This window comes from Ancylobacter novellus DSM 506 (assembly GCF_000092925.1).
GTDB classification, from domain to species: domain Bacteria; phylum Pseudomonadota; class Alphaproteobacteria; order Rhizobiales; family Xanthobacteraceae; genus Ancylobacter; species Ancylobacter novellus.
This window is the reverse complement of sequence record NC_014217.1, coordinates 915,885-931,774: the sequence shown is the minus strand read 5'-3', so window position 1 is coordinate 931,774 and position 15,890 is coordinate 915,885. Positions and strand designations below refer to the sequence as shown.

At 67.8% G+C, this 15,890-nt stretch carries 15 protein-coding genes; 7 read left to right on the top strand and 8 right to left on the bottom strand.

Translation table 11 applies throughout. The annotated features are described in order from the left end of the window. Positions 1-2 precede the first annotated feature (2 nt). Positions 3-854 (bottom strand): sulfotransferase family 2 domain-containing protein, encoded by an 852-nt coding sequence (locus SNOV_RS04485; protein WP_013165726.1) that lies wholly within the window; start codon positions 852-854, stop codon positions 3-5. Positions 855-1,060: 206 nt separating this feature from the next. On the opposite strand from SNOV_RS04485, the gene SNOV_RS04480 reads away from it, so the two are divergent. Then, positions 1,061-2,986, top strand: a complete 1,926-nt coding sequence (locus tag SNOV_RS04480) for an acyltransferase family protein (protein WP_013165725.1) — start codon at positions 1,061-1,063, stop codon at positions 2,984-2,986. Positions 2,987-3,178: 192 nt separating this feature from the next. Beyond that, complete coding sequence (locus tag SNOV_RS04475; RefSeq protein ID WP_417872008.1) at positions 3,179-3,769, top strand: L,D-transpeptidase; 591 nt, start codon at positions 3,179-3,181, stop codon at positions 3,767-3,769. A 117-nt stretch (positions 3,770-3,886) separates the two neighbouring features. Here SNOV_RS04475 and SNOV_RS04470 read toward each other — a convergent pair whose 3' ends face one another. Next, a complete protein-coding gene (locus SNOV_RS04470) occupies positions 3,887-4,279 on the bottom strand; it encodes a gamma-butyrobetaine hydroxylase family protein (protein ID WP_013165723.1) in 393 nt (130 codons plus the stop codon). 245 nt (positions 4,280-4,524) lie between these two features. Between SNOV_RS04470 and moaA the strand changes: the two genes are divergently transcribed. The 3 genes from moaA to SNOV_RS04455 all read left to right on the top strand — a co-directional run bounded on the left by moaA (position 4,525) and on the right by SNOV_RS04455 (position 8,099). Beyond that, the gene (gene moaA, locus SNOV_RS04465) at positions 4,525-5,571 is read left to right on the top strand and encodes a GTP 3',8-cyclase MoaA (RefSeq protein ID WP_013165722.1); all 1,047 of its coding nucleotides are present in this window, start codon (positions 4,525-4,527) and stop codon (positions 5,569-5,571) included. 302 nt (positions 5,572-5,873) lie between these two features. Beyond that, positions 5,874-7,055 carry an MFS transporter gene (locus tag SNOV_RS04460; RefSeq protein WP_013165721.1) on the top strand — a complete coding sequence of 394 codons (1,182 nt, stop codon included), beginning with the start codon at positions 5,874-5,876 and terminating at the stop codon, positions 7,053-7,055. A 108-nt stretch (positions 7,056-7,163) separates the two neighbouring features. Continuing rightward, positions 7,164-8,099: a DMT family transporter gene (locus tag SNOV_RS04455; protein ID WP_013165720.1), complete on the top strand. Its 936-nt coding sequence runs from the start codon at positions 7,164-7,166 to the stop codon at positions 8,097-8,099. 199 nt (positions 8,100-8,298) lie between these two features. On the opposite strand, the gene SNOV_RS04450 is transcribed toward SNOV_RS04455, so the two are convergent. From SNOV_RS04450 to SNOV_RS04430, 5 genes are all read right to left on the bottom strand, one after another. Beyond that, positions 8,299-9,408 carry a TRAP transporter substrate-binding protein gene (locus tag SNOV_RS04450; RefSeq protein WP_013165719.1) on the bottom strand — a complete coding sequence of 370 codons (1,110 nt, stop codon included), beginning with the start codon at positions 9,406-9,408 and terminating at the stop codon, positions 8,299-8,301. A gap of 23 nt (positions 9,409-9,431) precedes the next feature. Next, positions 9,432-10,520: a TRAP transporter substrate-binding protein gene (locus tag SNOV_RS04445; RefSeq protein WP_013165718.1), complete on the bottom strand. Its 1,089-nt coding sequence runs from the start codon at positions 10,518-10,520 to the stop codon at positions 9,432-9,434. Positions 10,521-10,719: 199 nt separating this feature from the next. Then, positions 10,720-11,811 carry a TRAP transporter substrate-binding protein gene (locus SNOV_RS04440; protein WP_013165717.1) on the bottom strand — a complete coding sequence of 364 codons (1,092 nt, stop codon included), beginning with the start codon at positions 11,809-11,811 and terminating at the stop codon, positions 10,720-10,722. Between the two features lie 153 nt (positions 11,812-11,964). After that, entirely contained in the window at positions 11,965-12,372 is a 408-nt protein-coding gene (locus SNOV_RS04435) for a type II toxin-antitoxin system VapC family toxin (RefSeq protein WP_013165716.1), read from the bottom strand. Beyond that, positions 12,372-12,608: an antitoxin gene (locus SNOV_RS04430; protein ID WP_013165715.1), complete on the bottom strand. Its 237-nt coding sequence runs from the start codon at positions 12,606-12,608 to the stop codon at positions 12,372-12,374. The genes SNOV_RS04435 and SNOV_RS04430 overlap by 1 nt, the downstream gene beginning before the upstream one ends. A 186-nt stretch (positions 12,609-12,794) precedes the next feature. On the opposite strand from SNOV_RS04430, the gene SNOV_RS04425 reads away from it, so the two are divergent. After that, positions 12,795-13,616 carry an isocitrate lyase/PEP mutase family protein gene (locus tag SNOV_RS04425; RefSeq protein ID WP_013165714.1) on the top strand — a complete coding sequence of 274 codons (822 nt, stop codon included), beginning with the start codon at positions 12,795-12,797 and terminating at the stop codon, positions 13,614-13,616. 7 nt (positions 13,617-13,623) lie between these two features. Here the strand turns inward: SNOV_RS04425 and apbC are convergent, their stop codons facing one another. Continuing rightward, positions 13,624-14,814: an iron-sulfur cluster carrier protein ApbC gene (gene apbC / locus SNOV_RS04420; RefSeq protein WP_013165713.1), complete on the bottom strand. Its 1,191-nt coding sequence runs from the start codon at positions 14,812-14,814 to the stop codon at positions 13,624-13,626. A 242-nt stretch (positions 14,815-15,056) separates the two neighbouring features. On the opposite strand from apbC, the gene SNOV_RS04415 reads away from it, so the two are divergent. Beyond that, positions 15,057-15,842, top strand: a complete 786-nt coding sequence (locus SNOV_RS04415; protein WP_013165712.1) for an ABC transporter substrate-binding protein — start codon at positions 15,057-15,059, stop codon at positions 15,840-15,842. Positions 15,843-15,890: the final 48 nt, after the last annotated feature.

Sequence of the window (15,890 nt, the reverse complement as noted above, 5' to 3'; positions counted from 1 at the left end):
CCTCAACCTGCCATCAGCAGAGCGTGCCGGGCGATCGCCTGCGCGAAAGACGCTTCACGGAAGGCCTCCGCTTCCCCCGGCGGAAGACGCCGCTCGGCGACATATCTCCACAGTTCGTCGTCAAGCCGCGTGCGGCGCGCCAACGCGCTCATGGTCGCCGGGGTCAGCTCGCTCACCAGCGGCGTGCGGTATTGTTCCGGCATCGGCTGCGTCTCGTTGAGGCGCTCCATCACGAGAGGCGAACCGAGCCAGTCCGACAGATTCTGCGCGAAGCGCGGATTCTCGATGACGTCGGCGAAGTCGAAGGAATCGATCATCGCCTTCGCCTCGGCGAGGAGCTGATCCTCGACGTGAACCGGTATGTGGTCGGCATCGGGAATGAGCGGGTGCGGATACAGCAGCATGCGCAGCGAGACGTTGTCCGTCTGCGCCGCGATCATCGTGTCCTGCAAAAAGGCGAGCAGTGGATTCTTGCTCTTGTGCACGTGATCCGCCCAGCGGCCCCACGCCCGAAGCTCGGCATCGGTGTGGGTTCTCCAGAACAGCCAATGCGAGAGCAAGCGGGAGCGTGCCTCACGCAGGATCGTGATGTGCCTGGCGCCGGGATATCGCGCGCGCGTCGTCTTGGGGGCGTAGTGACCGGCCACGAGTTGCGGGGAAGGCGGGAGCTCCTCCGGCGTGTCGACGATCGTGGCGCGTAAGATCGGAGCCAAGGACTCGAAGTCGTCGAATCCGCCGAACAGCGACCGATCAAAGCCCTCGACGGTTTCACGCGCGCCGATCGCCTGGGCAAGGGCCTGCCGCAACGATGTGCCAGCCGATTTCGGAATGTGGTTGAAGATCAGCGGAGACATCTATCCGGCACCGAGCGTCGTTGCGCGACCGCGCTCGCCGCGGCCAGTAAGTCCTAGCGCCCCCTGTTCCCCATCGTATAGTTTCACGGCGTGTTTTTGCTCGGCAGCGGTCATATCGGGACATCCGCGCTTTTCGTGCAACGCTGCGGCGGCGAAGCCGTGATACAGGGGGCCTGACGAAGTTTCGGGTCCGTTCGCCTGCCGCCATGCATCATCGCCTGCGCTACCGCGCCCATATCGACGGATTGCGCGCCATTGCCGTGCTTGGCGTGGTGCTGTTCCATTTCGGGGCGGGCTGGCTGCCGGGCGGCTTCGTCGGCGTCGACGTGTTCTTCGTCATCTCCGGCTTCCTGATCTCCAAGTCGATCTACGCCGAGACCACCGAGGGCAGCTTCTCGATCTTCGGCTTCTACGAGCGGCGGATGCGGCGCATCGTGCCGGCCTTCGTCGTGGTCAGCGCCGTCACCGCCATTGTCGCGGTCTTCCTGCTGTTCCCGCCGCAATTGGTGAGTTTCGCCCGCTCGCTGATCTGGTCGGCGCTCGCCTTCGGCAACGTGTATTTCTACCGCCGCGCCGACTATTTCGGCCCCTCGGCCGAGGAGATGCCGCTGCTGCACTACTGGTCGCTCGGCGTCGAGGAGCAGTTCTACCTCGTCTTCCCGGCACTGGTGATGCTGTGCTATCGCTGGCGGCCCAGGGCCCTGCCCTTCGTCATCGGCGGGCTGCTCATTGCCTCGCTCATCGCCTGCGAGGCGGTGCTGCGGGTCGATCCGGCCGCGGCCTTCTACCTGCTGCCCTTCCGCGCCTTCGAATTGCTGATCGGCGCCGCGCTGGCGCTGCCGGGGGTGCGCTTTCCCAAAAGCGCGGCCGTGGGCGGCGCGGCGGTGGCGGCCGGCGTCGGTGCCGTGCTCGCCGGCATGGCGCTCATCACCGAGCAGTCGCCCTTCCCCGGCCTGCTGGCCCTCGTCCCATGCCTCGGCACCGCGCTGGCGATCTGGGGCGGCGAGCACAGCGACAGCCTCGTCACCCGGCTGGTCGGCTCACGCGTGCCGCGCTTCTTCGGCGCCATCTCCTATTCGCTCTATCTGGTGCACTGGCCGATCGTCGTCTTCGCCCGGCCGGCCTTCCCGGAGATCGATCCGCTCGCCTTCCTCGTCGGCGGCACGGCAGCCTCGACCCTGCTCGGCTGGCTGTCCTGGCGCTTCGTCGAGCAGCCCGTGCGGCAGAACCGGGCGATCTTCCCCCGCCGCGTCGTGTTCGGCGGTACGGTGGCGGGCGCCGCGGTGCTGATCGCCTTCGCCGGTATCACCACCGGCGCGCGCGGCTTCACCGGCCGGCTACCGGCCGATGTGCAGCATGTGCTGGCGCAGACCCACTACCCGTTCCAGCCGATCCTGCGCGACGGCAAATGCTTCCTGCGCGACGGGCGCGGCGGGGCGCGCGAGCTGGCGCCGGAATGCCTGCCCGTGCCGGGCCGGCCCGCCATCGTGCTGTGGGGCTCGAGCCATCTGGCGCAGTTCTACCAGGCGGTCGCGGCGGCGGCGAAGGCGCGCGGCTATTCGGTCGGGCAGTTCACCGGCGCGGCCTGCCTGCCGCTCGAAGGCTTCCGCAATGTGCCCTCCCCGCTCTGCGACGGGCTGAACGAATTCGCCATGGACTGGCTGCTCAAGCACAAGCCGGCCATGGTCGTGCTCGGCGGCGACGCCCTCGTCTCGCCCGACCACCTCGCGCGGCTCGACGCGACCATCGCCAAGCTCACCGCCGCCGGTATCGAGGTGGTGGTGCTCGGCCCGGTGCCGATGTTCAAGCGCCCGGGGCCGGAGATCGTCGCCGAGCGCATGTACCGGCGCGATGCCGACATGAATGCCGGGCATGACATGGACGACATGGTCTTCACCGCCGAGAAGCTGATGACGCAGCATTTCGCCGGCCATCCGAACGCGCGCTTCATCTCGGTCCTGAAGGCCACCTGCCCGCAGATGCGGTGCCCGATGATGGTCGGCGGAGAGCCGCTGCAATACGACGCGCGGCACTTCACGGCGGCCGGGGTCGACTATTATGCGAGGCCGCTTGCCGCGCTCATCTTCGGCGGCAATCACGCCGGCAGCCCGGCGGCCGCAGCCGCTCCCTAAGGCGTTGGCGCTGTGGCTCTTGTGCCATAGCGGCGCGGCAATCGGCGCAGTCACGTCATCGTAGGCTGCCATTTACCGCAGGCGGCGCAATACTGTGCGTCGAACCGTTCCGGCCGCTGGGGCAGGACGGGCCGTCCCGTGCCCCGCCGGGAAGCGTGGCCGGTTGTGTCCATGGATCGTATGGGGCTTACGATGCGACTGAAGACAATGGCGGCCATCGCGCTGGCCGGACTGACACTCGCGGGCGCGGCGCCCGCCATGGCGCAGAATGCGGCGCCGTCCTTTTTCGGCTTCTTCGCGCGGCCGTCGAATTTCGGCAACGGGCCGGGCTATGGCTACTCGTCGATCCGGCGCACGGTGGTGCCGTACAACGGCAAATACGCTCCGGGCACCATCATCATAAACACCTCGGAACGCCGTCTCTATCTCGTGCAGCCCAACGGCTCCGCGCTGCGCTACGGCATCGGCGTCGGCCGCGACGGCTTCCGCTGGTCCGGCGTGAAGACGGTGACCCGCAAGGCCGAGTGGCCAAGCTGGACGCCGCCGGCGCAGATGCTGCAGCGCCGGCCCGACCTGCCGCGCTACATGCCCGGCGGCATCGACAACCCGCTCGGCGCCCGCGCGCTCTATCTCGGCTCGACGCTCTACCGCATCCACGGCTCCAACGAGCCGGAGACCATCGGCCAGGCCGTCTCGTCCGGCTGCTTCCGCATGACGAATGACGACGTCACCGATCTCTACGAGCGCGTGCGCGTCGGCACCAAGGTGGTCGTGCTGAACTGACGGGCGTTATATCCAGGCGTCACCCCGGTCGAAGCGAAGCGCAGAGCCGGGATCGCTCTCCATTATGATGACGATCCCGGATCGGCCTTCGGCCGTCCGGGATGACGTTGCGAACCCTCAATGCCGCCGGGCGCTGCCCGCCGCGTCGCGCGAGAGGTTCTTCGAGGCCAGCTCCTGCAGGTAGCGCGTCCAGCGCTCCTCCTGCTCGCGGCCGAGCCGGTGCAGTATCTCCCAGGTGTAGATGCCGGTGGAATGCCCGTCGTCGAAGATCAGCCGCACCGCGTAATTGCCGACCGGGATCGCCTCGTCGATGCGGACCTCGCGCTTGCCGGCGACGATCTGCCGGTCGGCGGGCGAATGGCCCTGCACCTCGGCGGAGGGGCTCTCGACCCGCAGATATTCCGCCGGCAGGGTGAAGCTCGCGCCGTCCTCGAAGGCGATGGTCAGGGCGCGGCGGTCCCTGTGGACCCGGATCTCGGTCGGCCAGGCATCAGGCAACGCGTCGGTCATCGTCTTCCCCGTGGCATGTCGCACACCCACATAGAGACGAGGAACGCGTTCGCCAAGCGGCCAAGGTGGACGCCGGCCGCGTCTCGAATGCATGCCGGGTTGCCGGAAGGCACGTCACAAATGGTTCAGCCGATCGCCCGATAGGCATGCGCGCCTTGGCAGGGCCTTGGCCGAACATTACAAATGTTACGAACAGGCCGTTACTCAGCGGCAAGTTCGCAAGCATGAACGCGGGAGCGTTGAGCGTGAGCAGCGAGGAAGCCCTCATCGACCGGATCGACCGCGCCACGCCGCGCGCGCCGCTCGTCGACACCTTCGGCCGCGCCGTCACCTATCTGCGCGTCTCGGTCACGGACCGCTGCGACTTCCGCTGCGTGTACTGCATGGCCGAGCACATGACCTTCCTGCCGAAGCCGGAGCTGCTGACGCTGGAGGAACTCGACCGCCTCTGCTCCGCCTTCGTTGCCCGCGGCGTGCGGAAGCTGCGCCTGACCGGCGGCGAGCCGCTGGTGCGCCGCGACGTCATGACCCTGTTCCGCTCGCTCTCGCGGCACCTCGATTCCGGCGCGCTGGAAGAGCTGACGCTCACCACCAACGGCTCGCAGCTCGCCCGCTTCGCTTCCGAGCTCGCCGATTGCGGCGTCAAGCGCATCAACGTCTCGCTCGACACGCTCGACCCGCAGCGTTTTCGCGCACTGACCCGCTGGGGCGACCTTTCCAAGGTGCTCGCCGGCATCGATGCGGCGCAGGCTGCCGGCATCCACGTCAAGCTCAACGCCGTCGCCCTGCGCGGCGAGAACGAGGACGAGATCCCCTCGCTGATCGAATGGGCGCACGGGCGCGGCATGGACGTCTCGCTCATCGAGGTCATGCCGCTCGGCGAGACCGGCTCCGAGCGCGTCGACCAGTACCTGCCGCTCTCCACCGTCCGCGCCCAGCTCGAGCAGCGCTGGACGCTGGAGGACATCCCCTTCCGCACCGGCGGCCCGGCGCGCTACGTCTCCATTGCCGAGACCGGCGGCAAGCTCGGCCTCATCACCCCGCTGACGCATAATTTCTGCGAGGGCTGCAACCGCGTGCGCGTCACCTGCACCGGCACGCTCTATATGTGCCTCGGCCAGGAGGACGCGGCGGACCTGCGTTCGCCGCTGCGCGCCTCCGAGAGCGACGAGAAGCTGCACGCCGCGCTCGACGACGCCATCTTCCGCAAGCCCAAGGGGCACGATTTCGTCATCGACCGCCCCGGCCGCGCCCCCTCCGTGCGCCGCCATATGAGCGTGACGGGCGGGTGAGCGGCCGTTTGGAAACTCCCGTTTCAACTTGAACCACCTCATCCTGAGGCGCTCGGGCAGAGCCCGAGCCTCGAAGGATGCTCGTCCGGGCACTCTGCTTCAGCATCCTTCGAGGCCCGGCCGGCGGCCGGGCACCTCAGGATGAGGTCGCCCAGTAGTTTCAAATAATCTGGACCCTCGCGTCTTCCGCATGGCTGCTTCCCGCGGCGGATTATTGCTGCGCTGCAATATCTTGTGCATATCTAGCTGGACCTCCCGCTGCTACGCAGGCGGCGACCGTTTCCAGACGACATGAGTTCACGATGCAGCTTCCGCTGTTGGCCCTTGCCATGGCCTCCTTCGGCATTGGCACCACCGAATTCGTCATCATGGGCCTGCTGCCCGAGGTGGCGGCCGACCTGTCGGTGACCATCCCGGCGGCCGGTCTGCTGGTCACCGGCTATGCGCTCGGCGTCGTCGTCGGTGCGCCCATCGTCGCCATCATCACCAATGCCCTGCCGCGCAAGGCGACGCTGATCGGCCTCGCCAGCGTCTTCGTCGTCGGCAATTTCCTCTGTGCCGTGGCGCCGGACTACTGGTTCCTGATGGCCGCGCGCGTCGTCACCGCGTTCTGCCATGGGGCCTTCTTCGGCATAGGTGCCGTGGTGGCGGCGAGCCTCGTGCCGCCGAACCAGCGCGCCAGCGCCATCGCGCTGATGTTCGCCGGACTGACGCTCGCCAATGTGCTCGGCGTGCCGCTCGGCACCGCGCTCGGCCAGGCGCTGGGCTGGCGCTCGACCTTCTGGGCGGTGGTGATCATCGGCATCGCGGCGGTCAGCGCCATCGCCATCTGGGTGCCGCGCGACATCCCCCATTCCGCCGGCAACATCATCCGCGAATTCGCCGTGCTGAAGCGCCCGCAGGTGCTGCTCACCATGATGATGAGCGTGCTCGCCTCCGCCAGCCTGTTCTCGGTGTTCACCTATATCGCCCCGCTGCTGCGCGACGTCACCGGCCTCGCCCCGCACACCGTGACCTACGTCCTGCTGCTGTTCGGGGTGGGCATCACCATCGGCAACCTGCTCGGCGGCCGGCTCGCCGACTGGCGGCTGATGCCCTCGCTGATGGCGATCTTCGTCGGGCTGGCCGCGGTGCTGGTGGTGTTCGTCTTCGTCAGCCCCTTCGCGGCGCTCACCGTCGCCACCGTCTTCGTCTGGGGCATTCTGGTCTTCGCCGTGGTGGCGCCGATCCAGATGCGGGTGGTGGATGCCGCGATCGGCGCGCCCAACCTCGCCTCGACGCTCAACCAGGGCGCCTTCAACCTCGGCAACGCCTCCGGCGCCTGGATCGGCGGCGCGGCGATCACCTTCGGCGTCGGCTATGCCGAGCTGCCCTGGGTCGGGGCGGTGCTGGCGGTCGGCGCGCTCGGCCTGTGCGTCCTCTCGCAGGCGCTGGAGCGACGAAGCGGCGGACTGGTCCCGGCGGCCGCGTGCGAGGATTGTTAACCGTCCCGCAGGCACCCCGGCCGATAATTCTCCCGGACCGCACCCGCCGTCTCGATTCCGTCGCTTTCCGCTGGCTTAAAGCCGCTCTCCGTACCGCCTGACAGTCCCATGCACGCTTCACTCGCCAATCGCCGCGGCATCCTGCTGATGATCGCGGGCTCCTCGGTGTTCGCCAGCAACGACGCCTTCTCCAAGCTCGCGCTGGCTCACATCCCGCCTTCCGAGATCCTCGCGGTGCGCGGCGTCATGGCGGCGCTGATGCTCGTCGCCTTCCTCGGCTGGAAGGGCCAGCTCGCGTCGCTGCGCCATTGCGCCGACAAGCGGGTACTGCTGCGCGCTGCGGCGGAAGCCTGCGTCGCCATGCTGTTCATCACCGCCATCACCACCATGTCGATCGCCGATGCGACGTCGATCCTGCAGGTGGTGCCGCTGGTGACCATGGCCGCGGCGGTCATGTTCTTCGGCGCCCGCATCAGCCGCAGCCTGTGGGTCGCCGTCGCCGCCGGCTTCCTCGGCGTGACGCTGATCGTGAAGCCCGGCAGCTCGGCCTTCGATTTCACCGCGCTGCTGCCGCTCGGCTGCGCCTTCCTCATCTCGTTCCGCGATTTCGTCACCGGCCGCATCGGCGCGCATGTGCCGACCCTCGTCGTCACCGCCACGACCGCCGGCATCGGCATGATGATGGGCTTCGCCGGCTCGACGGTCGAGCAATGGGCCGCGCTCGACCTCTGGACCTTCGGCTATCTCGTCGGTGGCAGCGTGACGCTGATCGCCGGGCACATGCTGACCATCGCCGCCTTCCGCGGCACCGATCCGTCGACCATCTCGCCCTTCCGCTATGCCGGCGTGGTGTGCTCGGTGGCGCTGAGCGCGACGCTGTTCCACCAGATGCCCGATCTGGTCTCGATCGGCGGCATCGCGCTCATCCTCGCCGCGGCGCTCTACACCATGCACCAGCATATGAGCGCGCCGAAGATCGCCAGCGTGCCCGCCAAGCCGGCCGTCGCGGTGGTCTCGGCCGAGGAGCCGCGCAAGGCAGCGTGAGCTGCGGCTCAGACGTCATCCCGGCCGCTTCCCATTTCGGCCGTCATGGCCGGGCTTGGCCCGAAGTCGGCATTTGCCGACTTCGGTCACCTCGAAACGGAACTTACCTTCCACGCCGTACCCGCCGGAGTCGTGGATCCCCGGGCCAAGCCCGGGGATGACGTTGCGAGGGGGTGTTGGGCGCTACGGGAAGGTGCCCTCACCCGCGCGTGCGGGCGCGGATCATGTAGCCGTCATAGGGATACTCGCCGACCTGCCACCACAGGTATTCCTCGTTGCGGAAGGCGAGCATCGAGTCGTAGATCGTCTTGAACTCGGCGTTCTTGGCGGAGATCTCCGCCATCAGCGCGGTGTTCTCCTTATAGGAGGCGTCCATGACCTCCGCTGGGAAGGGGCGAAGCTGCGCCCCGCCCGCCACGAGCCGGCGCAGCGCCGCCGGGTTGCGCGCGTCGTATTTCGCCAGCATGTCGGCGTTCGCGTAGGCCGCCGCCGCCTCGAACGCCGCCTGGTAGTGCCGGGGCAGTTCGTTCCAGGCCTTGAGGTTGGCGATGAAGTGGATGGTCGGGCCGCCCTCCCACCAGCCGGGATAGTAGTAATAGGGCGCGACGCGGTTGAAGCCGAGCTTCTCGTCGTCGACCGGACCGACGAACTCGGCCGCGTCGATCGTGCCCTTCTCCAGCGCCGGGTAGATGTCGCCGCCGGCAAGGTTCTGCGGCACCAGCCCGAGCCGCGCCAGCACCTGCCCGGCGATCCCCGGCAGCCGCATCTTCAGGCCCTTGAGGTCGGCGACGGTCTTGATCTCCTTGCGGAACCAGCCGCCCATCTGCGCGCCCGTGTTGCCGCCGGCGAAGCCGATGACGTTGTGCTTGGCGAGGAAGGCGTTCTGCAGCTCGATGCCGCCGCCATGATAGAGCCACGCGGTCTGCTGGCGGGCGTTGAGCCCGAAGGGCAGCGTGGTGAAGGGCGCGAAGGCCGGGTCCTTGCCGATGTAGTAGTAGAGCGCGGTCTGGGCGACCTCGACCGTGTGGTTCTGCACCGCGTCGAGCGCCTGCAGACCGGGCACGATCTCGCCCGGCGCGAAGACGTCGATGGTGAAGCGCCCGTCGGTGGACTCGCCGACATATTTCGACAGCAGGGTCGAGGCGCCGTAGATGGTGTCGAGCGACTTCGGGTAGCTCGAGGTGAGGCGCCAGCGCACCGTCGGCTCGGGCTGGGCGATGGCGGGAGCCGCGATCGTCGTGGCAGCGGCCGCGGCGCCGGCGAGGCCGGCCCCCTTGATGAGGCGGCGGCGGGAGGTCGAGGTCGGCATCGGCATTTCCCTTGTCGTTCTTGTCACCCGCGGCTTCGGGCGCGGATCATGTAGGCGTCATAGGGGTATTCGCCGACCTGCCACCAGAGATATTCCTCGTTCCGGAAGGCGATCAGCGAATCCATGATCTTCTTGAAGCCGGCATTCTTGGCGCCGATCTCGGCGAAGAGCTCGTTGGCGGCGGTCCAGGACGCGTCGAGGAAGCTCTGCGGGAAGGGCTTGAGCTGCGCGCCCGCCGCCACCAGCCGGCGCAGCGCCGCCGGGTTGCGGGCATCGTATTTCGCCAGCATGTCGGCATTGGCGTAGGCGACGGCCGCCTCGAAGATCGCCTGATAGGCGCGCGGCAAGCCGTTCCACTTGGTGCGGTCGACGACGACGTTCATGGTCGGGCCGCCGTCCCACCAGCCGGGATAGTAGTAATAGGGCGCGACGCGCACGAAACCGAGCTTCTCGTCGTCATAGGGCCCGACCCATTCGCAGGCGTCGATGGTGCCCTTCTCCAGCGCGGCATAGATGTCGCCCGGCGCGATCTGCTGCGGCACCACGCCGAGCTTGGCCACCACCTGCCCGGCGATGCCGCCGATGCGGAACTTCAGTCCCTTGAAGTCGGCGAGGTCCTTCACCTCCTTGCGGAACCAGCCACCCATCTGGGTGCCGGTATTGCCGCCGAGGAAGCCGACGAGATTGTATTTGGCGAGGAACTCGTCCTGCAATTCGCGCCCGCCGCCATGGTAGAACCAGGCGTTCTGCTGGCGGGCGTTCAGCCCGAAGGGCGTGGTGGTGAAACAGGCGAAGGACGGGTCCTTGCCGGTATAGTAGTAGAGCGGCGTCTGCGCGACCTCGACCGTGCCGTTCTGCACCGCGTCGAGCGCCTGCAGCCCCGGCACGATCTCGCCGGCGGCGAAGTTCTGGATGGTGAACCGCCCGTCGGTCGCCTCGCTCACATATTTCGACACCAGCTCGTTGGCGCCGAAGATGGTGTCCAGCACCTTGGGCACGCTGGAAGTGAGGCGCCAGCGCACCTGCGGCGCCGACTGGGCGATGGCCGGCGCGGCGATCGCGGTCGCCGGAGCGGCGAGAGCGGCGGTTCGAAGGAACTGGCGGCGCTTCATGGGCAGTCATCCCTGCAAGGCGGGCGGCGATGTTTGCAACAGCCGGCCGCGCAGGGCAACTGCGAAGGCGTTACGGCTCGAACACCTCTCGAAGCCGTCATCCCGGACGGCCGCAGGCCGATCCGGGATCGCGCTGGAATCGGCGAGCGATCCCGGCTCTCGCTGAACGCTTGGCCGGGATGACGCCTATCGGTTCATCTCACCCGCGCGGGCGGGTGCGGATCTGGAAGCTGTCGAAGGTGTATTCCGCCACCTGCCACCACAGGTTCTCCTCGTTGCGGAAAGCCTGCATGGTGTCGATCGCCTTCTTGAAGTCGGCGTTCTTGGCGGAGATCTCGCCCCAGAGCACGTTGGTGGCCTTGAGGCAGGCTTCCATCACTTCCATCGGATAGGGGCGAAGCTGCGTGCCGTTCGCCACCAGCCGCTTGATCGCCGGCGGGTTCTGCACGTCGTAACGCGCCTGCATGATGGTGTTGGCATAGGTCGCGCCGGCGACCAGCGCCGCCTTGTAGTTCTTCGGCAACTCCTCGAACTTGCCGAGATTGGCGAAGGCGTGGATGGTCGGGCCGCCTTCCCACCAGCCGGGGTAATAATAGTACTTGGCGACCTTGTAGAAGCCGAGCTTCTCATCGTCATAGGGGCCGACCCACTCGGCGCCGTCGATGGTGCCCTTCTCCAGCGCCGGGTAGATGTCGCCGCCGGCGATCTGCTGCGGCACCACGCCGAGCTTGGCCATGACCTGCCCGGCGATGCCGCCGATGCGCATCTTCAGGCCGTTCATGTCGGCGACGTTCTTGATCTCGCGGGTGAACCAGCCGCCCATCTGCGCGCCGGTATTGCCGCAGGGCAGGCCGTAGACGTTGTATTTCTTGTAGAATTCGTTGAACAGCTCATTGCCGCCGTTCTGGAACAGCCAGGCGTTCTGCTGGCGGGCGTTGAGCCCGAACGGCACCGAGGCGGCGATCGCGAAGGTCGGGTCCTTGCCGACGAAATAGTACGAGACGGTGTGGCACATCTCGACGGTGTTGTTCTGCACCGCGTCGAGCACCTGCAGGCCGGGCACGATCTCGCCGGCGGCGAAGACCTGGATCTGGAACTTCCCGTCGGTCAGCTCCGAGACCATCTTCGACATGACCTCGGCGCCGCCATAGATGGTGTCGAGCGACTTCGGGAAGCTGGAGGCGAGGCGCCAGCGGATCTCGGGGGCGGACTGGGCGATGGCGGGCATCGCCACGGCGGCGGAGGCCGCGGCGCCGGTACCGGCGGCGGCAAGGAACTGACGGCGCTTCATGCTGTCTCTCTCCTGAAGGGGGATTCCTCTGCGGCGTGGTTGGCGCATTGGCGCGCTCCACGCACGGATTGCTTGGTTGACCTACTGGTACGCCAGCCCCTTGGACGGCGCAACCGCAGGCGGGCTGCGCCTTTTGTCGAGGGAGCGTCGGCCCTACGCGGTCCAGTCCTCGACGATCAGCCCTTCGACCCGGGTAAACTCCTTCCCGTTCCCCGTGACCAGCACAAGTCCGGCCGCCAGCGCATGGGCGGCGATCCAGAGATCGTTGGCGCCGATGATCGCTCCCCTCGCCTCGAGCTCGGCCCGGATGCGGCCATAGGCCTCGCCGGCCGACGCGGGGAGCGGAGCGACCGGGACCGCCTCGACGAGCCGGGTCAGGACCTCGCGCGCCGCCGCAGGATCGGGCCCCTTGGCGATCCCGTAGCAAAGCTCGCCATAGACGACGGCCGACATCACCGCCTCGCCGGGCTGGAGCGCGGCGAAGCGGGCGACGGTCGCCGGCGGGCGCTGCCGCCGCAGGCGGATGATCAGGTTGGTGTCGAGCAGATAGCGCGGCGCCATCACTCGTCGCCGAATTCCACCGGCGCGGGCGGCGGGTCCGCCGGCTCATCCAGCAGCGCGCCCTCCGGAAAATCCGCGATGATATCGAGGACATGAGCCATGCCGTCGCGTTTCTCCCGAAGCACGACCTCGTCCCCGCGCCGGAAGATTTCCACCTCCGGGCCCTTGAGACGGAACTCCTTGGGCAGGCGTACCGCCTGACTGTTGCCGGACTTGAAGATGCGGGCCGTGCTCATGGCGACCTCGACATGATGTATATACGATAACGTATATACACGCCTGCCGAGCCTTCTTCAAGATGATGGCAGATGGCGGCGGCCCCTCCCATCCAGATACGCCTGCGCCCGCAAGCATCGAGAATGCGTTCTTGATATGTTCCGCATCTGACGTTAGGGTCGCTCAGCCCCCCTCGGAGTGAGCCGATGTCCACGAAAGCGACCGCCTTCCGCGCTCTTCATGATGGTCCCGGTGCCTTCATCCTTCCCAATCCATGGGACGTCGGCACGGCCCGCATCCTTGCCCGCCTCGGGTTTCCGGCACTGGCGACGACGAGCGCCGGCATGGCGTTCTCCCGCGGCGTCGTGGAGGGCCAGACCTCACGCGAGGACATGCTGGCGCACTGCGCCTCCATCGTCGGCGCAACGGCCCTGCCGGTCTCGGCCGATCTGGAGAAGGGCTTCGGCGACAGCCCGGAGAGCGCCGCCGAGACGATTGGCGCGGCGGCGGAGATCGGGCTCGCCGGCGCCTCGCTGGAGGATCATACGGGGCGGGCGGAAGCGCCGATCTACGACTTCACCCTCGCGGCCGAGCGCATCGCGGCCGCCGTCGAGGCGCGCAACGCCTTGCCCGAGGATTTCGTGCTCACCGCGCGCTGCGAGAATTTCCTCTGGGGGCGCCCGGACCTCGACGACACGATCCGCCGGCTGCAGGCCTTCGAGGCCGCCGGCGCGGACGTGCTCTACGCGCCTGGCCTGCCGGATATAGAGGCGGTACGGACCGTCTGCTCCTCGGTCGGCCGGCCGGTCAACGTCGTCATCGGCATCGGCGCCGCGCGCTTCACGGCGGCCGAACTGGCGGAGGCGGGCGTCCGGCGCATCAGCATCGGCTCCACCCTGGCGCGGGTCGCCTATGGCGCCTTCGTCAATGCCGCCCGCGAGATGAAGGCGAGCGGCACCTTCGAGCTTGCCGCAGGCGCGATGAGCTTTTCCGAGCTGGAGAGCTTCTTCCTGCCGCCCGCCGCCTGAACGCCCCTCATCCCTCCATCACGATGCGCGGCGCCGCACGGCTGCTCGCCTTCCGGCCGGCCAGCGCGGCGCGCACGGAATTGGCGATGTCGCGATAGATCTGCGCCTCGTGGCTGTCCGGGCGCGTCGCCACGATGGGCAGGCCGGCATCGGAGGTCTCGCGGATCGACAGGTGCAACGGCACCTCGCCGAGGAAGGGCACGTTGAATCGCTGCGCCTCGTGACGCGCGCCGCCATGGCCGAAGATGTCCGAGCGCCCGCCGCAATGCGGGCAGAGGAAATAGCTCATATTCTCGACGATGCCGAGGACGGGCACGTTGACCTTCTCGAACATGGCGATGCCGCGCCGCGCATCGATCAGCGCGAGGTCCTGCGGGGTGGAGACGATCACCGCGCCGGCAAGCGGCACCTGCTGGGCCATGGTGAGCTGCGCGTCGCCAGTGCCGGGCGGCATGTCGACGACGAGCACGTCGAGCGGCGCCCAGTTCACTTCCTTCAAAAGCTGGCTGATGGCCGACATCACCATCGGCCCGCGCCAGATCATCGGCGTCTCCTCGTCGACAAGGAAGCCGATGGACATGACCTTGAGGCCGAAGGCGTGCATCGGCGTGATCATCCGCCCCTGCACGTCCGGCCGGCCCTTCAGGCCCATGAGCCGGGGCACGGAGGGGCCGTAGATGTCGGCGTCGAGCAGGCCGACCCTCAGCCCCGAGGCGGCGAGGCCGAGCGCGAGATTGGCGGCGAGCGTCGACTTGCCGACGCCGCCCTTGCCGGAGGCCACCGCGATGATGGCGCCGACGCCCGGCAGGCCGGGGCTTTCCTTCTGCGGATCGGCCGGCGGCTGGGCATGAGCGTGTCCGGCATGCGAATGGCCGGCGTGACCGCCGCCTTGGCCGCCCTGGCCGGAGACGCGCACCGGCTGCGTCGAGCTGCCGCCCGCCGGGGCCGAACCCGCCTTGCGCTCGGCGGTCAACGCGACCAGCGCCGAGGTTACCCCCGGCGTGCCGCGCACCGTGCGCTCCACCGCCGCGCGCACCGGCTCCCAGGCCTGCGCCTCGCCGGCATCCACGGTGATCGACATATAGACCTTGCCGTCCGAGACAAGGATTTCCGACAGCGCCCCGGTCTCGGTGACCGGGCGCCCGTCCGGCGCCGAGACCTGCGCCAGCCTTGCCTTCACGTCGTCTGCGGTCGCCATGTCGCGCTCCTCCCGAATGACTTGACGCTCGTGAGACACCAGCGCGCGGGCAGCGTCAACCCACCCCGGCCCGTCGCGCGATCGGCGGCGCTTATGGCGCTGCGCTGCACATAAATGGGTCAGTCCGACTTTATGGCTAGGATTGCAGCATCCCCGTTGCGCATCCTCGGGAAATAGTGCCAGCATGGGTTGCCGGAGAAACAACAACAGCCGGCCCAGAGACATCTCCAGAGGGGAACAGAATGAGCCTCACCCGCTTCGCCGCCGCGGCCATCCTCGCCGCCGCCACGATGGGCGCCTCCCTGAGCGGCGCTTCCGCCAAGGAGTGGAAGACCGTCCGCATCGGCACCGAGGGCGCCTACCCGCCCTTCAACTACATCGAGAACAACGAGCTCAAGGGCTTCGACATCGATATCGGCAAGGCCTTGTGCGAGAAGATGAAGGTCACCTGCACCTTCGTCGCGCAGGACTGGGACGGCATCATCCCCGCGCTGCTCGCCGGCAAGTACGACGCCATCGTCGCCTCGATGTCGATCACCGAGGAGCGCAAGAAACAGATCAACTTCTCCAAGAAGTACTACAAGACGCCCGCCACCTTCGCCGTGCCGAAGGATTCCAAGATCACCGACACCTCGCCGGCTTCGCTGAAGGGCAAGACCCTGGGCGCGCAGGGCTCCACCATCCACTCCAACTATCTCGAGGACGTCTACGCCAAGGCCGGCGCCGAGGTGAAGCTCTACGGCAAGCAGGACGAGGCGAATCTCGACCTCGCCAATGGCCGCCTCGACGCGGTGCTGGCCGACAAGGTGGTGCTGCTGGAGTGGCTGAACTCCAAGGACGGCGCCTGCTGCAAGTTCACCGGCGCCGAATACACCGACCCGAAATATTTCGGCGAGGGCGTGGGCGTGGGAATCCGCAAGGACGATCCCGAGCTCGTCGCCATGTTCAACAAGGCGATCGACGAGATCGTCGCCGACGGCACCTACAAGAAGATCAACGACAAGTACTTCCCCTTCAGCGTCTACTGACGTACCGCTCCGCGGCGCCGTTCCGGAGAGGCTCCCGGAACGGCGCCA